The 14,127-nt window shown below is 63.6% G+C and carries 12 protein-coding genes; 6 read left to right on the top strand and 6 right to left on the bottom strand.

Annotated features, from left to right (window positions below):
• Positions 1-3: 3 nt before the first annotated feature.
• From RQ479_RS14670 to thrC, 3 genes are read right to left on the bottom strand one after another with little or no spacing between them, the layout of a single operon-like run.
• Positions 4-600, bottom strand: coding sequence for a GNAT family N-acetyltransferase (locus RQ479_RS14670; RefSeq protein ID WP_292657505.1), 597 nt, complete (start codon positions 598-600; stop codon positions 4-6).
• A 15-nt stretch (positions 601-615) separates the two neighbouring features.
• Positions 616-1,908, bottom strand: coding sequence for a pitrilysin family protein (locus RQ479_RS14665; RefSeq protein ID WP_292657506.1), 1,293 nt, complete (start codon positions 1,906-1,908; stop codon positions 616-618).
• 14 nt (positions 1,909-1,922) lie between these two features.
• On the bottom strand, positions 1,923-3,320 hold the full coding sequence (thrC, locus tag RQ479_RS14660; RefSeq protein WP_376705626.1) for a threonine synthase: 1,398 nt from the start codon (positions 3,318-3,320) through the stop codon (positions 1,923-1,925).
• 128 nt (positions 3,321-3,448) lie between these two features.
• On the opposite strand from thrC, the gene RQ479_RS14655 reads away from it, so the two are divergent.
• Positions 3,449-4,141 carry a hypothetical protein gene (locus RQ479_RS14655; RefSeq protein WP_376705625.1) on the top strand — a complete coding sequence of 231 codons (693 nt, stop codon included), beginning with the start codon at positions 3,449-3,451 and terminating at the stop codon, positions 4,139-4,141.
• A 38-nt stretch (positions 4,142-4,179) separates the two neighbouring features.
• Here RQ479_RS14655 and RQ479_RS14650 read toward each other — a convergent pair whose 3' ends face one another.
• Positions 4,180-4,869 carry an HAD family phosphatase gene (locus RQ479_RS14650; RefSeq protein ID WP_254818468.1) on the bottom strand — a complete coding sequence of 230 codons (690 nt, stop codon included), beginning with the start codon at positions 4,867-4,869 and terminating at the stop codon, positions 4,180-4,182.
• Positions 4,870-5,048: 179 nt separating this feature from the next.
• Between RQ479_RS14650 and RQ479_RS14645 the strand changes: the two genes are divergently transcribed.
• Positions 5,049-6,182, top strand: a complete 1,134-nt coding sequence (locus RQ479_RS14645) for a site-specific DNA-methyltransferase (protein WP_352463905.1) — start codon at positions 5,049-5,051, stop codon at positions 6,180-6,182.
• Positions 6,183-6,247: 65 nt separating this feature from the next.
• On the opposite strand, the gene RQ479_RS14640 is transcribed toward RQ479_RS14645, so the two are convergent.
• The gene (locus RQ479_RS14640; protein ID WP_376705624.1) at positions 6,248-6,859 is read right to left on the bottom strand and encodes an HAD family hydrolase; all 612 of its coding nucleotides are present in this window, start codon (positions 6,857-6,859) and stop codon (positions 6,248-6,250) included.
• 11 nt (positions 6,860-6,870) lie between these two features.
• The gene (gene mutY, locus RQ479_RS14635; protein ID WP_376705623.1) at positions 6,871-7,983 is read right to left on the bottom strand and encodes an A/G-specific adenine glycosylase; all 1,113 of its coding nucleotides are present in this window, start codon (positions 7,981-7,983) and stop codon (positions 6,871-6,873) included.
• A 56-nt stretch (positions 7,984-8,039) separates the two neighbouring features.
• On the opposite strand from mutY, the gene RQ479_RS14630 reads away from it, so the two are divergent.
• The 4 genes from RQ479_RS14630 to RQ479_RS14615 all read left to right on the top strand — a co-directional run bounded on the left by RQ479_RS14630 (position 8,040) and on the right by RQ479_RS14615 (position 14,073).
• The gene (locus RQ479_RS14630; protein ID WP_352463908.1) at positions 8,040-8,540 is read left to right on the top strand and encodes a DUF721 domain-containing protein; all 501 of its coding nucleotides are present in this window, start codon (positions 8,040-8,042) and stop codon (positions 8,538-8,540) included.
• A gap of 129 nt (positions 8,541-8,669) precedes the next feature.
• Positions 8,670-9,398 (top strand): DsbA family protein, encoded by a 729-nt coding sequence (locus RQ479_RS14625; RefSeq protein WP_376705622.1) that lies wholly within the window; start codon positions 8,670-8,672, stop codon positions 9,396-9,398.
• 135 nt (positions 9,399-9,533) lie between these two features.
• Positions 9,534-12,992 (top strand): chromosome segregation protein SMC, encoded by a 3,459-nt coding sequence (smc, locus tag RQ479_RS14620; RefSeq protein ID WP_376705621.1) that lies wholly within the window; start codon positions 9,534-9,536, stop codon positions 12,990-12,992.
• A gap of 109 nt (positions 12,993-13,101) precedes the next feature.
• Positions 13,102-14,073, top strand: a complete 972-nt coding sequence (locus tag RQ479_RS14615) for an NAD-dependent epimerase/dehydratase family protein (RefSeq protein WP_376705620.1) — start codon at positions 13,102-13,104, stop codon at positions 14,071-14,073.
• The last annotated feature ends 54 nt before the right edge of the window (positions 14,074-14,127 follow it).

Genomic DNA, 14,127 nt, shown 5'->3' with positions numbered 1-14,127 from the left:
AAATCAGTCCTTTGTTCCAACGCCCGGCGGATCGTCCGCGATTCGGGCGTATAGGTAATGGTCCTGCCAGATGCCGTTGATCCTCAGATAGGATCGTAGCAGTCCTTCGCGCCGGAATCCGGCTTTTTCAAGCACGCGGATCGACCGGGCGTTATCGGGGATACAGGCAGCTTCGATCCGGTGCAACCGCAGCGTTTCGAAGGCGAAACGCGTCACCACCTTGACGGCATCAGTCATCAGGCCGCGTCCGCTGAAGCGCTCGCCGATCCAGTAGCCGATATGGCCGCTTTGGGCGACCCCGTGGCGGATATTGCCGAGGGTGATACCGCCGGCCAGCTTGCCGCTGCTTTTCTCGAAGATGAAGAAGGCGATCGCCGTCCCCTGCGCGTAGTCCTCGCGGTAGCGGCCGATACGATGCCGCCACGCCGTTCGGTCGAGCTCGTCAGGGGTCCATCGCGGTTCCCACGGCTCAAGAAAGGCGCGGCTTTCGCCGCGCAGCACCGACCACTCGCGATAGTCGTTGGTCAGCGGTACGCGCAGCGTGACAAGGTCGCCCTTCAGTGCCGGCAGGTCTCGGCGAAAGAAAGGGAGCGCGAACACGACGCTCGAATAGGCTTAGACGGCGAGCTTGCGGGCAGTGGTCTGCGTGCCCGAAAGCGAATCGAGGATCGCTTCATAGGGCGCGAGCGTACCCACCGGCCCGACGGCTGTAAGCGTCGGCTTGGTCGAAAAAAGCCGAGACGACAGATCCGTCAGCCGCTCGACAGTCAACGCCGACAGCCGCTCCATCAGCTCTTCCTTGGCGATCGGCCTGCCGAACAGAAGCAACTGCCTGGCGATCTGCGAGGCGCGGCTCGCCGGGCTCTCGGCCGACATGATCAGCCCGGCGCGGTATTGGGCACGCGCCCGGTCGAGCTCCTCCTGCAGGATGTTTTCACCGGCCTTTTGCAGCTCGTCGATGATCACAGGCACCAGCTCGGCAATATCGCTTTGTCCGGTCGCCGCATGGACCCCGAAGACGCCGGTATCGGAAAAACCCCAATGGAAGGCATAGACCGAATAGCACAGCCCGCGTTTTTCGCGCACTTCCTGGAAAAGTCGCGACGACATGCCGCCGCCCAGGATCATCGAAAGGACCTGAGAGGCATAGAAATCGCGGACGTGATAGGCGCGGCCCTCGAAACCCAGCACGATCTGCGCGTCCATCAGGTCGCGGTCCTCGCGAAAATCGCCGCCGACATACTGCGCATATTGCGGGATGGTGCCGTCGGCCTTGCCGCGGAAGCTGCCGAGACGCTTTTCGACCTCGCGCACGAAATCGTCGTGCTTGATATCGCCGGCCGCCACCATCACCATGTTCTCGGCGCCGTACTGTCGTTCGATGAAGTCGTGCAGCTGCTTCGAAGTGAAGGATTTGACGGTTTCCGGCGTGCCGAGAATCGAGCGGCCGATAGTCTGGTGGCGAAAGGCGGTCTCGGTAAAGTGATCGAAAACGACATCGTCGGGCGTATCGTGCGCGGCGCCGATCTCCTGCAGAATCACATGCTGCTCGCGCTCCAGCTCCTGCGGATCGAATTCGGATTCCTGCAGGATGTCGGAGAGGATATCGACCGCCAGCGGCACGTCGTCGCTCAGAACCCTTGCATAATAGGAGGTCGTCTCGACGCTGGTGGCGGCATTGATCTCGCCGCCGACGTCCTCGATCTCCGAGGCGATCTCGAAGGCGCTTCGCCGCCTGGTGCCCTTGAAAGCCATGTGCTCGAGCAAGTGCGCCATTCCGTGCTCTTCGTCACGCTCGTTGCGTGCGCCCGACTTGACCCAGGCGCCAAGGGCAACAGATTCGAGGCTTGGAAGGGTTTCGGTGGCGACTGTCAGGCCGTTCGACAGACGGCTTACCTCAACACCCATATGGCAATTACTCCCTAACGCGCCGCCCGCGTGTGGCGGCCGAGATAATCTTCCACCATTTTCAGGTCGGATGGAAGTACCGTGTATTTTTCCTCGGCGCTCATCAACCCGCCTAGCCATGCAGGCAGGGCAGGCGACACGCCACTGGCGGCTTCGACGGCGGCGGGAAACTTTGCCGGGTGTGCAGTGCCCAGCACCACCATCGGCACCTCACCCGCAGCCTTGCCGGCGGCCACATGCACGGCCGCGGCCGTATGCGGGTCGAGCAGATAGCCGCTCGCCGCAAGTGTGGTGCGGATGGTGGCGGCGACCTCGTCCATGGTGGCGCGGCCGGCGTCGAATTCGGAGCGGATCTTGGCGATTTCGCCGGCCTCGATGGTGAAGGCGCCGGACTGCTTGAGCCCGTCCATGTAGCGCCGCACGGTCGAGGCATCGCGGCCGGCTGCCTCGAACAGCAAGCGCTCGAAATTGGAAGAGACCTGGATGTCCATCGAAGGCGAGGTGGTCGAAAAAACCCCCTTCATGCGGTATTCGCCGGTCGCCAGCGTGCGCGCCAGAATATCGTTGTCGTTGGTGGCGATGATCAGCCGTTCGATCGGCAGCCCCATTTTCTTGGCGGCATAGCCGGCGAAGATGTCGCCGAAATTGCCGGTCGGCACGGTGAAGGAAACCAGCCTGTCGGGCGCGCCCAGCGACAGCGCGGAGGAGAAATAATAGACGATCTGGGCCATAATGCGGGCCCAGTTGATCGAGTTGACGCCGGACAGCGATACCCGGTCGCGAAAACCGTGGTCGTTGAACATGTCCTTCACCAGACCCTGGCAGTCGTCGAAATTGCCTTCGATCGCCAAGGCATGGACGTTTGCCGCGATCGAGGTCGTCATCTGCCGCTGCTGTACCGGCGAGACGCGGCCGTGCGGGAAAAGCACGAAGATGTCGGTGCGGTTGCGCCCGGCAAAGGCATCGATGGCGGCCCCTCCGGTGTCGCCGGAGGTGGCACCGACAATGGTGGCGCGCTGGTCGCGCTCGGCCAGCACATGGTCCATCAGCCGGGCAAGAAGCTGCATCGCCACGTCCTTGAACGCGAGCGTCGGGCCGTGGAAAAGCTCGAGCACGAAGCTGTTCGGCCCGGTCTGCACCAGCGGGCAGACGGCCTCATGGCGGAAGGTCGCATAGGCTTCGCGCACCAGCCGTTCGAACACCGGCGCCGCGATCTCGCCGCCGAGGAAAGGCGACAGCACACGGATGGCAAGATCGGGATAGGCAAGGCCGCGCATCGCGCGGATCTCGGCTGCGGAAAAATGCGGCCAGGCGCTCGGCAGGTAGAGCCCGCCGTCGCGCGCCAGTCCGGCCAGCACCGCGTCGGAAAATCCAAGCGCGGGCGCTTCCCCGCGGGTACTCACATATTGCATCGTCACGTTTCCATTGTTGCCGGGAATTTTCGCCCGCCGCGAGGTGGTGGATTTCTGCGCTGGCTCAGTCGCATTTTTGCCGCGCGGTTGATATACGTCACCGGCTTTGCGAGAGGGAAGTGCAGTTCATGGCGTTTCATTCATTCAACGGTCGTTTTGTCGCGGGTCTGGCGCTCACCGGCTTTATGCTTGCCGCCGCAGGCTGCCAATCGAGCGACAATGGCATTCTCGGCTTCGGCAAGAAGGACACGACACCGCCACCCGACCCCAAGGTGCTTTCCAGCCAGCTGCAGGCCTATTGTCCGAAAGTGACGTTGCGTGACGGCACCGCTTTTTTCAATACTTACGCCAAGAGCGGTCCGAAGCCGAAGAAAAAAACCGATGTCGCCGCCGAGGAAGCCGCCCAGCCGGCAGCGGACGGGGCAGGCGTCGATCAGCCGGACGATTCCGCCAAGATCATCTATCAGGCTTCGATCACCGATGTGACCCGCGACTGCAGCCGCGCCAACGGCTCCATGTCGATGAAGATAGCCGTCGCCGGCAAGGTCGTGCCTGGCCCGATGTTTACCCCCGGCACCATCACCATGCCGATCCGCATCGCGGTGATGCACGGCACCGAAGTTCTTTATTCGCAGCTTCACTCCTATCAGGTCCAGGTCACCGATCCTTCGAGTGCCACGCAGTTCGTCTTCACCGATTCCAGCGTCGTCGTTCCGGAGCCGACGGCGCGGGACTACCAGGCATATGCCGGGTATGACGAGGGCGCTCCGAAAGTAGCGACAGACAAGCCGAAGAAGAAGAAAGCCGCCGCGACCAACTGAGCCGCTGCATTCGCGCCACGGCGGTTGGAGGCGGCCTCTCAGGCGTCCGCCGACCATTCCGACAGCGCGGCGATCACGCTTTTCAGTTCCGCCCAGCGGCGGATGACCGTTTCCGCGCCGGCCTCGGTCAGCGCATCGGCGTGGCCGGGATAGCTGTGCGCCGCGCCGGTGAAGCCGATGACGCGCATTCCCGCCGTCTTGGCGCCGGTGACGCCATGCACGGAATCCTCGATGACGAAGGTGTTCGCAGGATCGGCCTTGAGCTTTTCCGCGGCGAACCGAAACACGTCCGGCGCCGGCTTGGTTTTCCCGGTCGGGGTTTCCAGCGAGGAAAAGATACGGCCGGCAAAGAACGGCAAAAGCTGCACCTTCTCCAGCATGAATTCGATCCGCTCCGAACGCGAATTCGAACAGACGCAGCGCGGCACTGCTACCGCGGCGACAGCTTCGTGCGCCCCGTCGATGGCACGCACGTCGCTGCGCAGCCGGCGATCGACCAGTTGTTCCTCCTTGTCGATCAGGGAGGCCTGGAACGGGATCCGGGACTTTTCCTCGACCCGCATCATGATGTCCTTGAAAGTCAACCCGGCATAGACCTCGGAAATCTCCTCGGCCGATATCTCGTAGCCGGCCGAGGTCAAAAGCTCGGCATCGATACGCGCGGCGATGATTTCGGAATCGACGAGCACGCCGTCGCAATCGAAGATGACAAGATCTGGCTGGGGCATGGTGATCCGGAAAGCGGGATGAAGGTATGCCGAGGGCCCTTTGGTCCAAACGGCTCAGGCGGCGCGGCATACACCAACAGGCCGGGCTTCGCAAATTCGGCAGTCTGCTTCACTGAATATTTACGCTGATCGGTAACCATAACGGACAGTAAACAGTAACGCGTGCCTTGGGTGTCACAATGTCTGCCGTGCGTCTTCTCGACGAGCTTTCCGATGCTCCCCAGCAATCCGAGTGGCTGGATACGATCCTGAAGGGCGACTGCGTCGCCGCGCTCGAACGGCTGCCGGAAAAGTCGATCGACGTGATCTTCGCCGATCCGCCCTACAATCTGCAGCTCGATGGCGATCTGCACCGGCCCGACCAATCCAAGGTCGATGCCGTCGACGACCATTGGGACCAGTTCGACAGTTTTGAGGCCTACGACGCCTTCACCCGCGCCTGGCTGCTGGCGGCGCGCCGCGTGTTGAAGCCCAACGGCACGATCTGGGTTATCGGGTCCTACCACAATATTTTCAGGGTCGGCGCCAAGATGCAGGACCTGGGCTTCTGGATCCTCAACGACGTCGTCTGGCGCAAGACCAATCCAATGCCCAATTTCCGTGGCCGCCGTTTCCAGAATGCCCACGAGACGATGATCTGGGCCTCTCGCGACCAGAAGGGTAAGGGCTACACTTTCAACTACGAGGCGCTGAAGGCATCGAACGACGACGTCCAGATGCGCTCGGACTGGCTGTTTCCGATCTGCACCGGCGGCGAGCGCCTGAAGAACGACAATGGTGACAAATTGCATCCGACGCAGAAGCCGGAAGCGTTGCTCGCCCGCGTGATGACGGCCTCGACCAGGCCCGGCGACATTGTCCTCGATCCCTTCTTCGGTTCAGGAACCACCGGAGCTGTGGCCAAGCGGCTTGGCCGCCACTTCGTCGGCATCGAGCGCGAACAAACCTATATCGATGCCGCCATGGAACGCATCGATGCGGTCCGGCCGCTGGAAGGCGCCAATCTGACGGTACTAACCGGCAAGCGGGCTGAGCCGCGCGTCGCCTTCGTCACGCTTCTCGACAATGGCCTGGTGGCGCCCGGCGCCACGCTCTACGATGCCAAGAAGCGCTGGGCGGCAAAGGTGCGTGCCGACGGCACGCTGGCAATCGGCGACAGCGCCGGGTCGATCCACAAGATCGGCGCACAAGTGCAGGGGCTGGACGCCTGCAACGGCTGGACCTTCTGGCATTATGAGCGCAGCGGCGGCCTGACCCCGATCGACGAGCTTCGCCGCATCGCCCGCCTGGGCATGGAGCGGGCAGGGGCCTGACGGCTTCCGAGTTGCGACAGATCGGTTAATGCGAAGGCTCAACCAACTCCTGGGACCGATTCAAATCACACTTTGATCCCAAGACGCTCAAGGTCCGCCCTGAGCGTCTTTGCATCGGTAAACAGCACCGACTGCCAGCCGGCCGCCTTGGCACCGTCGACATTCTTCGGGCTGTCGTCGATGAACAGCGTGGCTGACGGTTCGAGGCCGAACGCGGCGACGTGGTGATCGTAGATGGCGCGATCCGGCTTGATCTGGTGGATGTCGCCGGAAACGGTGACGCCGCGCGGCCGATTGAGGAAATCGAAGCGCTCGCGGGCCTCGGCAAGCGTATCCGCAGCGAAATTGGTCAGCATCGTCACGTCGTGGCCGCTCTCGATCAGGCCGATCATGATGGCGACGCTGTCCTCATAGGCGTGAGGCACCATCTCGTGCCAGTGCCGGCGGAAATTGCGGATATTTTCCGCGTGCTCGGGATATTGCCCGATCGCCAGCGCTTCGGCCTCTTCCCAACTGCGGCCGCGATCCTGCTCGATGTTCCAATCATGCGTGCAGACATTGTCGAAGAACCATTTCCGTTCGTCGGGATCGGGGATCAAGCGACTGAAGGGCAGGTCCGGATCATAGTGGATCAGCACTTTGCCGATGTCGAAAACGATGTGGCGGATTTCAGTCATTCTTCTCTCTTTCAACGCGGCCGCTGCTTTTTCGTCGCGCCCGGTATCGCCGCTTCGATTACCTTTTTCATGACGCTCGGCAGCGCTTCCCCGGAAATTTCATCGGCCAGCGACCAGAAATGCCCGGCGGGGGCGGCACTGTCGGTCTCCGCCTTGAACACGTCGAGTTCAAGCGCAAAATGGGTAAAGACATGGCCGATGCGTCCGGCCTGCCGCCAATTGCCGGGGAACGGGGCTGCCGCTTCCGTGGTGGCGCCGTCGATGCGCGCCGTCCAGCCGGTCGTCGGCACCTCAGTCATGCCGCCGAGGAGGCCCTTTTCGATGCGCTTGCGCAAAAGCACAGCGCCGTCGCCCCTGACCGCAACGAAGGCGGCACCGCGGCGTAAGGGTCTTTCGGCCTTGGGCAGGCGGACCGGAAAGCGTTCGGGGTCGCCCGACATTGTGGCGCTGCAATCTTCGCGAACGGGGCAGAGCATGCAGCGGGGCCGACGCGGCGTGCAGATCGTCGCGCCCAGGTCCATCATCGCCTGCGCGAAGTCGCCGGGCCTTGTCCCGGGGACCATGCGTTCGACCTGGCCGCGTATCTCGCCCTTGGCTTCGCCCAGCGGCGTCGCGATCGAAAACAGCCGTGAGACCACCCGTTCGACATTGCCGTCGACGACCGCGGCTGGTTGGTCGAAGGCGATCGCTGCGATCGCCGCCGCCGTATAGGCGCCGATGCCGGGCAGTTCCTTCAAGCCGGGCTCGCTGTCCGGGAAGCGGCCGCCTTGCCGCGCGACGAGATCGGCACAGGCTTTGAGATTACGGGCGCGAGAATAATAGCCGAGCCCGGCCCAGGCCTTCATGACGTCTTCGGTCGGTGCCGCCGCCAGCGCCTGGACCGTTGGCCATTTCTGCACGAACGCCCGGAAATAGGATTTTACCGCCTCGACCGTGGTTTGCTGCAGCATCACCTCGGAAAGCCAGACCAGATAGGGATCGGGCCGCGCCCCGCCTGCCAACGCGCGCGGCGGAATGCGCCAGGGCAGGTCGCGGTGATGCGCGTCGTACCAGCCAAGCAGCCGGGATGCGATCTCGCCATTGTCTCCGGATACGGCCTTGCGGGTCTGGTCGTGCAGTGCCATTGATCGAGGGTCGGCCCTAATCCATTGGTGCTGAAGCTGGTGATTGGAGAACGCACATGGCAGGGAAAAGGCCCTTCGGCAATCCCGTTCCGGTGAGCGATCTCGCAACCGAGATCCTCGACCCGGTGCTGCGCAAGCGGGCCGGCATGTCGATCGGGCTGGTCCAGTCATGGGAAGAAATTGCCGGGCCGCGGCTTGCGGGCCGCTCGCGACCGGAAAAGATCCAGTGGCCGCGCCGCATGCACGAGGACGATCCTTTCGAACCGGCGGTGCTGGTGATTGCCTGCGAGGGTGTAGCGGCACTGCATCTGCAGCACGAGACCGGCGAGGTCATCAACCGGGTCAATGCCTTCCTCGGTTTCAATGCGATCGGCCGGATCAGGATCGTGCAGAAGCCTGTAATGGCGGGCAAGGACAAGCCGAAACCCAGTTTGCGGCCATTGACTGCGGCCGAGAAAGCGAAGCTGTCCGGCACCGTCGGCTTGATCGAGGACGGCGGGCTGCGCGCCTCGTTGGAGCGGCTTGGCGCCACCATTCTCGGTCAAAAGAAGCCGTGATCTCGCGCTATCGTGATGGTATGCCCGGATTTGGCGATTGGAATAGGGGCGGTAATGCCTTAATTCGCGCCAACTCTCGCTTTTTGTAGCCTTTGCATTGCAAAATCCAACTATTGCCAGGTGATTCGTATGGTCCGTTCCTTGTCCCGCAGAAACCTTTTGACTTCGCTGGCCGCAATACCAGCTGCGGCCCTGCTTGCCGCCTGCAGCGACTCGGGCGAGAAAGCCGAGGCGCAGGATGTGAAGCCTGCGGCTCCGGCGGAACCTGCGAAGCCGGCCGCTCCGGCCGCCGCCAAAGCGCCTGAAGCTCAGGGCACGGTGGATATGGCAGCCTTGTTGAAGCCCGGCGCGCTGCCCGACATGCAGCTCGGCAAGGACGACGCAAAGGTCACTATCGTCGAATATGCTTCGATGACCTGCCCGCATTGCGCGCATTTCGCCGAAACCACATTCCCGGAGCTGAAGACGAAATATATCGATACCGGCAAGGCCCGCTATATCCTGCGCGAATTTCCGTTCGATCCCAGCGCCGAGGCCGGTTTCATGCTGGCGCGCTGCTCCAAGGACAATTATTTCCCGATGGTCGACGTGCTGTTCAGGCAGCAGGCGAACTGGGTTGGTGTGAACAATACCAAGGACGCACTGCTGCAAATCGCCAAGCTTGCCGGTTTTACACAGGAGTCCTTCGAGGCCTGCTTGACGGACCAGAAACTTCTGGACGATGTGAGATCCGTCCAGAAGCGCGGCGCCGACGAATTCAAGGTTGATTCCACACCGACCTTTTTCATCAACGGAAAGACCTACAAAGGGGCGATGTCGATTGCGGAAATGTCGGCCATCATCGACCCTCTGCTCTGACGTTTCGGCGGCGCCGAAGCGGCGTCGCTTCGGCGTGCGCACTTCTTTGTCTTGCCGCGGATTTTTGTCCTGCCGCGGGTTCTCCTCGCAAAACCGCGGAACAGTTTTGCGAAACTTGGCGATGGGCAGGCGCGAATGAAGTTCTCGCGCCTTCGCCTGCTCGGCTTCAAATCCTTCGTAGAACCCGGCGAGTTCGTCATCGAACGCGGCCTGACAGGCATCGTCGGGCCGAACGGCTGCGGCAAGTCGAACCTGGTCGAGGCGCTGCGCTGGGTTATGGGCGAAAGCTCCTACAAGAACATGCGTGCGTCCGGCATGGACGACGTCATCTTTTCCGGCTCGGGAACGCGTCCGGCCCGCAACACCGCCGAAGTCACGCTCTTCCTTGACAATAGCGACCGCACCGCGCCGTCTGCCTTCAACGACGCCGATGAGTTGCAGGTCTCGCGCCGCATCGAGCGTGAAGCCGGCTCGCTCTACCGCATCAACGGCAAGGAAGCCCGCGCCAAGGATGTCCAGCTGCTGTTCGCCGACCAGTCGACCGGCGCCCGCTCGCCCTCGATGGTCGGCCAGGGCCGCATCGGCGAGCTGATCCAGGCAAAGCCGCAGGCGCGCCGCGCGCTCCTGGAAGAGGCGGCCGGAATTTCCGGCCTGCATACGCGCCGCCACGAAGCCGAGCTGCGGCTGAAGGCGGCGGAACAGAACCTCGAAAGGCTAGACGACGTCGTCGGCGAGCTGGAAAGCCAGATCGAAAGCCTGAAACGCCAGGCCCGCCAGGCCTCGCGCTTCAAGAACCTGTCGGCCGACATCCGCAAGGCCGAAGCGACGCTGCTGCATCTGCGCTGGACGCTGGCCAAGACGCAGGAAGGCGAAGCGCGTTCGGCGCTGGCGATTGCCACCGCGCTGGTCGGCGACCGTGCCGCCGCCCAGATGGCTGCCGCCAGGGAACAAGGCATCAACGCCCACCGGCTGCCGGACTTGCGCGATGCGGAAGCCGCTGCGGCCGCCGCCTTCCAGCGTCTGTCGATCGCCAAGGCGCAGATCGAGGAAGAGGCGGGCCGCATCCGCGCCCGCCAGGCAGAGCTCGACCGCCGACTGCAACAGCTTGATGGCGACCTTGCCCGCGAGGAGCGCATGGTCCGCGACAATGCGGATATCCTCGAACGCCTCGCCGCCGAAGAAGCCGCGCTCAACGCCGAAAACGCCGGCGCCGCCGAGCGCGAGGCCAGCACCCGCGCGGCTTTCGAGCAGGCGGCATCGACGCTTGCCCTGAGCGAGGCCAGGCTCGCCGCGCTGACCGCCGAACGGGCGGAGGCCGCCGCCTCGCGCAACCAGATCGAACGGACGCTGCGCGACACCGCTGAGCGCCGCGACCGCTTTGCCCGCCAGCTTGCCGATGTCGACCGCGAACTGTCGGAGATCGTCTCCAGGGTCGCCGGCCTGCCCGATCCCGCCGAGAAGCGGCTGCTGGTCGAACAGGCGCTGGCGCTGCTCGAAGAGGCCGAGGCAGCCGCCATTGCCGCCGAACAGGCGGTCGCCGAGGCGCGTGCTGGCGAAAGTGCTGCCCGCCCACCGGTTCAGGACGCAAAGGCCGAGCTGGCGCGGATCGAAACCGAGGCCCGCACGCTGGCCAAGATCCTCAACGCCGCCAGCGGCGATCTATTTCCCTCGGTGCTGGAGCAGATCAGCGTCGTGCGCGGCTACGAGACGGCGCTGGGTGCCGCGCTTGGCGAAGATCTCGACGTGCCGCTCGACCGCAGTGCGCCGGTGCATTGGGGCCAGAGCGAAATCCAGCCCGCCGACGCCGCATTGCCCGAAGGCACAAGGAGCCTCGCCAGCGTTGTGCGCGCGCCGGCCCAGCTGGCCCGCCGGCTGGCCCAGATCGGCATTGTCGAAGCCGCCGACGGAAGAAGGCTGCATACGCTGCTTGCTCCCGGTCAACGGCTGGTCAGCCGTGAAGGCGCGCTCTGGCGCTGGGATGGCTTCACCGCTAGCGCCGATGCTCCGACCGCCGCTGCGCAGCGGCTGGCGCAGAAAAACCGGCTGGCCGAACTCGACGCCGAAGCGGTCCAAGCCACGCGCACCCTGCGCGAAGCTGAACAAGCCCTTGCCCAGGCCGAACAGGCGCTTGCCCAGGCGAGCGAGGCCGAACGCAATGCCCGACAGGCCGGGCGCGACGCCCAGCATGGGCTGGATGCTGCCCGCAATACGCTGGCTGAGGCCGAAAAAGCCGGCGGCGAACTGTCGAGCCGGCGTGCAGCACTTGACGAGGCGCGCGCACGCATTGTCGACAGCCATGAGGAAACGGCGGCGGCATTCATCGAGGCGGAAATGCTGCTGCAAGACGCGCCCGATCTCGGCGATCTGCAGTTGCAGCTCGAGCAGTCGGCCGCCAACGTCGCCCGCGATCGCGCCGCCCTTGCCGATGCGCGTGCCGTTCACGAGGGCCTGAGGCGGGAAGCCGAGGCACGTGCGCGCCGGCTCGATGCCATCGGCTCTGAACGGCGCAACTGGGTGGAGCGCGCCGAAAACGCCTCGACGCAGATTGCGGCACTCGGCGAACGTAAGGCCGAGGCGGAGGCCGAGCGCGAGCAACTGGCCGACGCACCCGACGAGATCGACGCCAAGCGGCGCGCCTTGCTGTCGCAGCTCGCCGAGGCCGAAAGCCTGCGAAAAGCTGCGGGCGACCGCTTGCAGGAAGCGGAGAACCGGCAGTCCGAGATGGACAAGGCTGCGACCGCTGCCATCCAGTCGCTCGCCGAAGCTCGCGAAACGCGTGTTCGCGCCGAAGAGCGGCTGACCGCCGCCGACGAGCGGCGGCTGGAAGTCGAAGCGCGCATCCAGGAAACGCTGAACACGCCGCCGCATCTTATGATCCGCCACACCGGCCTCGAACCCGACAGCCCGATGCCCGAAATGGCCGAGATCGAGCGTCAGCTCGACCGGCTGAAGGTCGAACGCGAACGGCTGGGCGCTGTCAATTTGCGCGCCGAGGAAGAGCAGAAGGAACTGTCGGACCGGCTGGAGACCATCGTTTCCGAGCGCGACGACATCATCGAGGCGATCCGCAAGCTGCGGCAGGCGATCCACAGCCTGAACCGTGAAGGCCGCGAGCGGCTGCTCGCTGCCTTCGAGGTGGTTAACGGCCATTTTCAACGGCTGTTTTCGCATCTGTTCGGCGGCGGCACCGCCGAGCTGCAACTGATCGAGTCCGACGATCCGCTCGAAGCGGGGCTCGAGATCCTGGCGCGCCCGCCCGGCAAGAAGCCGCAGACGATGACGCTGCTGTCCGGCGGCGAGCAGGCGTTGACGGCGATGTCGCTGATTTTCGCCGTGTTCCTGACCAACCCGGCGCCGATTTGCGTGCTCGACGAAGTCGACGCGCCGCTCGACGATCACAATGTCGAGCGTTTCTGCAATTTGATGGACGAAATGGCCGCAACCACCGAGACACGCTTCGTCATCATCACACACAACCCGATCACCATGGCGCGCATGGACCGGCTGTTCGGGGTGACCATGGCCGAGCAAGGCGTCAGCCAGTTGGTGTCGGTCGACCTGCAGGCGGCCGAAGCCATGCGCGAGGCAAGCTGACGCATCAGCTTAATGGTGGTCTCCACCTCGGCTTTCGACTATAGCACGACGAAATGGGCCGGATCTGCCGCTCCAGATACCGGCCCGGCTGTGCGCGTGGAGAAGCTTGTTGCCTATACTTGTCACCGGAGCCGCAGGGTTCATTGGCAGTCACGTTTGCCACCATCTGCTCGACCGGGGACAAGCGGTCGTCGGCGTCGACAACATGAACGACTATTACGACCTGGCGCTCAAAAAGGGGCGGCTTGCCCGCCTTCTGCCCCATAAGGATTTTTCGTTCCACCAGATCGATATTGCCGAACAGGGCGCGCTCGCGGCCGCTTTGACCGGGCAAGACATCGTCAGGATCGTGCACCTTGCCGCGCAGGCGGGCGTCCGCCACTCACTCGACAATCCGCGGCTCTATATCCGCTCCAATGTCATGGGCCACCTCGAAGTGCTCGAATTCTGTCGCGCCGAACCGGCGTTCGAGCATCTGGTCTATGCCTCGTCGAGCTCGGTGTATGGCGGCAACCGCAGCGTGCCGTTCAGCGAAGCCGATCAGGTCGACAAGCCCGTTTCGCTCTACGCTGCCACCAAGAAAGCCGATGAGTTGATGAGCCACACCTACGCCCATCTGTTCGGCATACCGCAGACCGGCCTGCGGTTTTTCACGGTCTACGGTCCTTGGGGCCGCCCTGACATGGCCTATTGGATGTTCACCCGGGCGATGCTCGAGGGCAAGCCGATCCGGGTTTTCAACAACGGCGAAATGTGGCGCGATTTCACCTACATAGACGATGTTGTGAAGGCGGTTGTCGCCGTGCTCGACAAGCCGCCGGCGGCTGACGTTCCGCCGAACAGGCTTTACAATGTCGGCAACAACCGGCCGGTGCGCCTGGGCGACTTCATCGACATTCTGGAAAGGCTGCTCGAGGTCAAGGCAATCCGCCACAACGAGCCGATGCAGACGAGCGACGTCGAGAAGACTTACGCCGACATGACCGCGCTGGAGCGGGATTTCGGCTTCAGGCCTAGCGTTTCGATAGAGGACGGGCTGAAGAAGTTTGTCGATTGGTACCGGCCGTACTCGAAACACTAATTTGCACCGCTCGCCGTGACGTCTTCTATCTCGATGCGAACCGATGTCACTGGC

This window comes from Mesorhizobium sp. ISC25 (genome assembly GCF_042295465.1).
In the GTDB taxonomy this organism is placed as follows: Bacteria; Pseudomonadota; Alphaproteobacteria; order Rhizobiales; family Rhizobiaceae; genus Mesorhizobium.
Note: the sequence above shows the minus strand (reverse complement) of the source record. Positions and strands in the feature narration are given on the sequence as shown.

Bases quoted from the DNA above. Each gene is read 5' to 3' on its own strand.
- RQ479_RS14665 (WP_292657506.1), bottom strand. From the start codon at position 1,908: ATGGGTGTTGAGGTAAGCCGTCTGTCGAACGGCCTGACAGTCGCCACC.
- thrC (WP_376705626.1), bottom strand. From the start codon at position 3,320: ATGCAATATGTGAGTACCCGCGGGGAAGCGCCCGCGCTTGGATTTTCC.
- RQ479_RS14655 (WP_376705625.1), top strand. From the start codon at position 3,449: ATGGCGTTTCATTCATTCAACGGTCGTTTTGTCGCGGGTCTGGCGCTC.
- RQ479_RS14650 (WP_254818468.1), bottom strand. From the start codon at position 4,869: ATGCCCCAGCCAGATCTTGTCATCTTCGATTGCGACGGCGTGCTCGTC.
- RQ479_RS14645 (WP_352463905.1), top strand. From the start codon at position 5,049: ATGTCTGCCGTGCGTCTTCTCGACGAGCTTTCCGATGCTCCCCAGCAA.
- RQ479_RS14640 (WP_376705624.1), bottom strand. From the start codon at position 6,859: ATGACTGAAATCCGCCACATCGTTTTCGACATCGGCAAAGTGCTGATC.
- mutY (WP_376705623.1), bottom strand. From the start codon at position 7,983: ATGGCACTGCACGACCAGACCCGCAAGGCCGTATCCGGAGACAATGGC.
- RQ479_RS14630 (WP_352463908.1), top strand. From the start codon at position 8,040: ATGGCAGGGAAAAGGCCCTTCGGCAATCCCGTTCCGGTGAGCGATCTC.
- RQ479_RS14625 (WP_376705622.1), top strand. From the start codon at position 8,670: ATGGTCCGTTCCTTGTCCCGCAGAAACCTTTTGACTTCGCTGGCCGCA.
- smc (WP_376705621.1), top strand. From the start codon at position 9,534: ATGAAGTTCTCGCGCCTTCGCCTGCTCGGCTTCAAATCCTTCGTAGAA.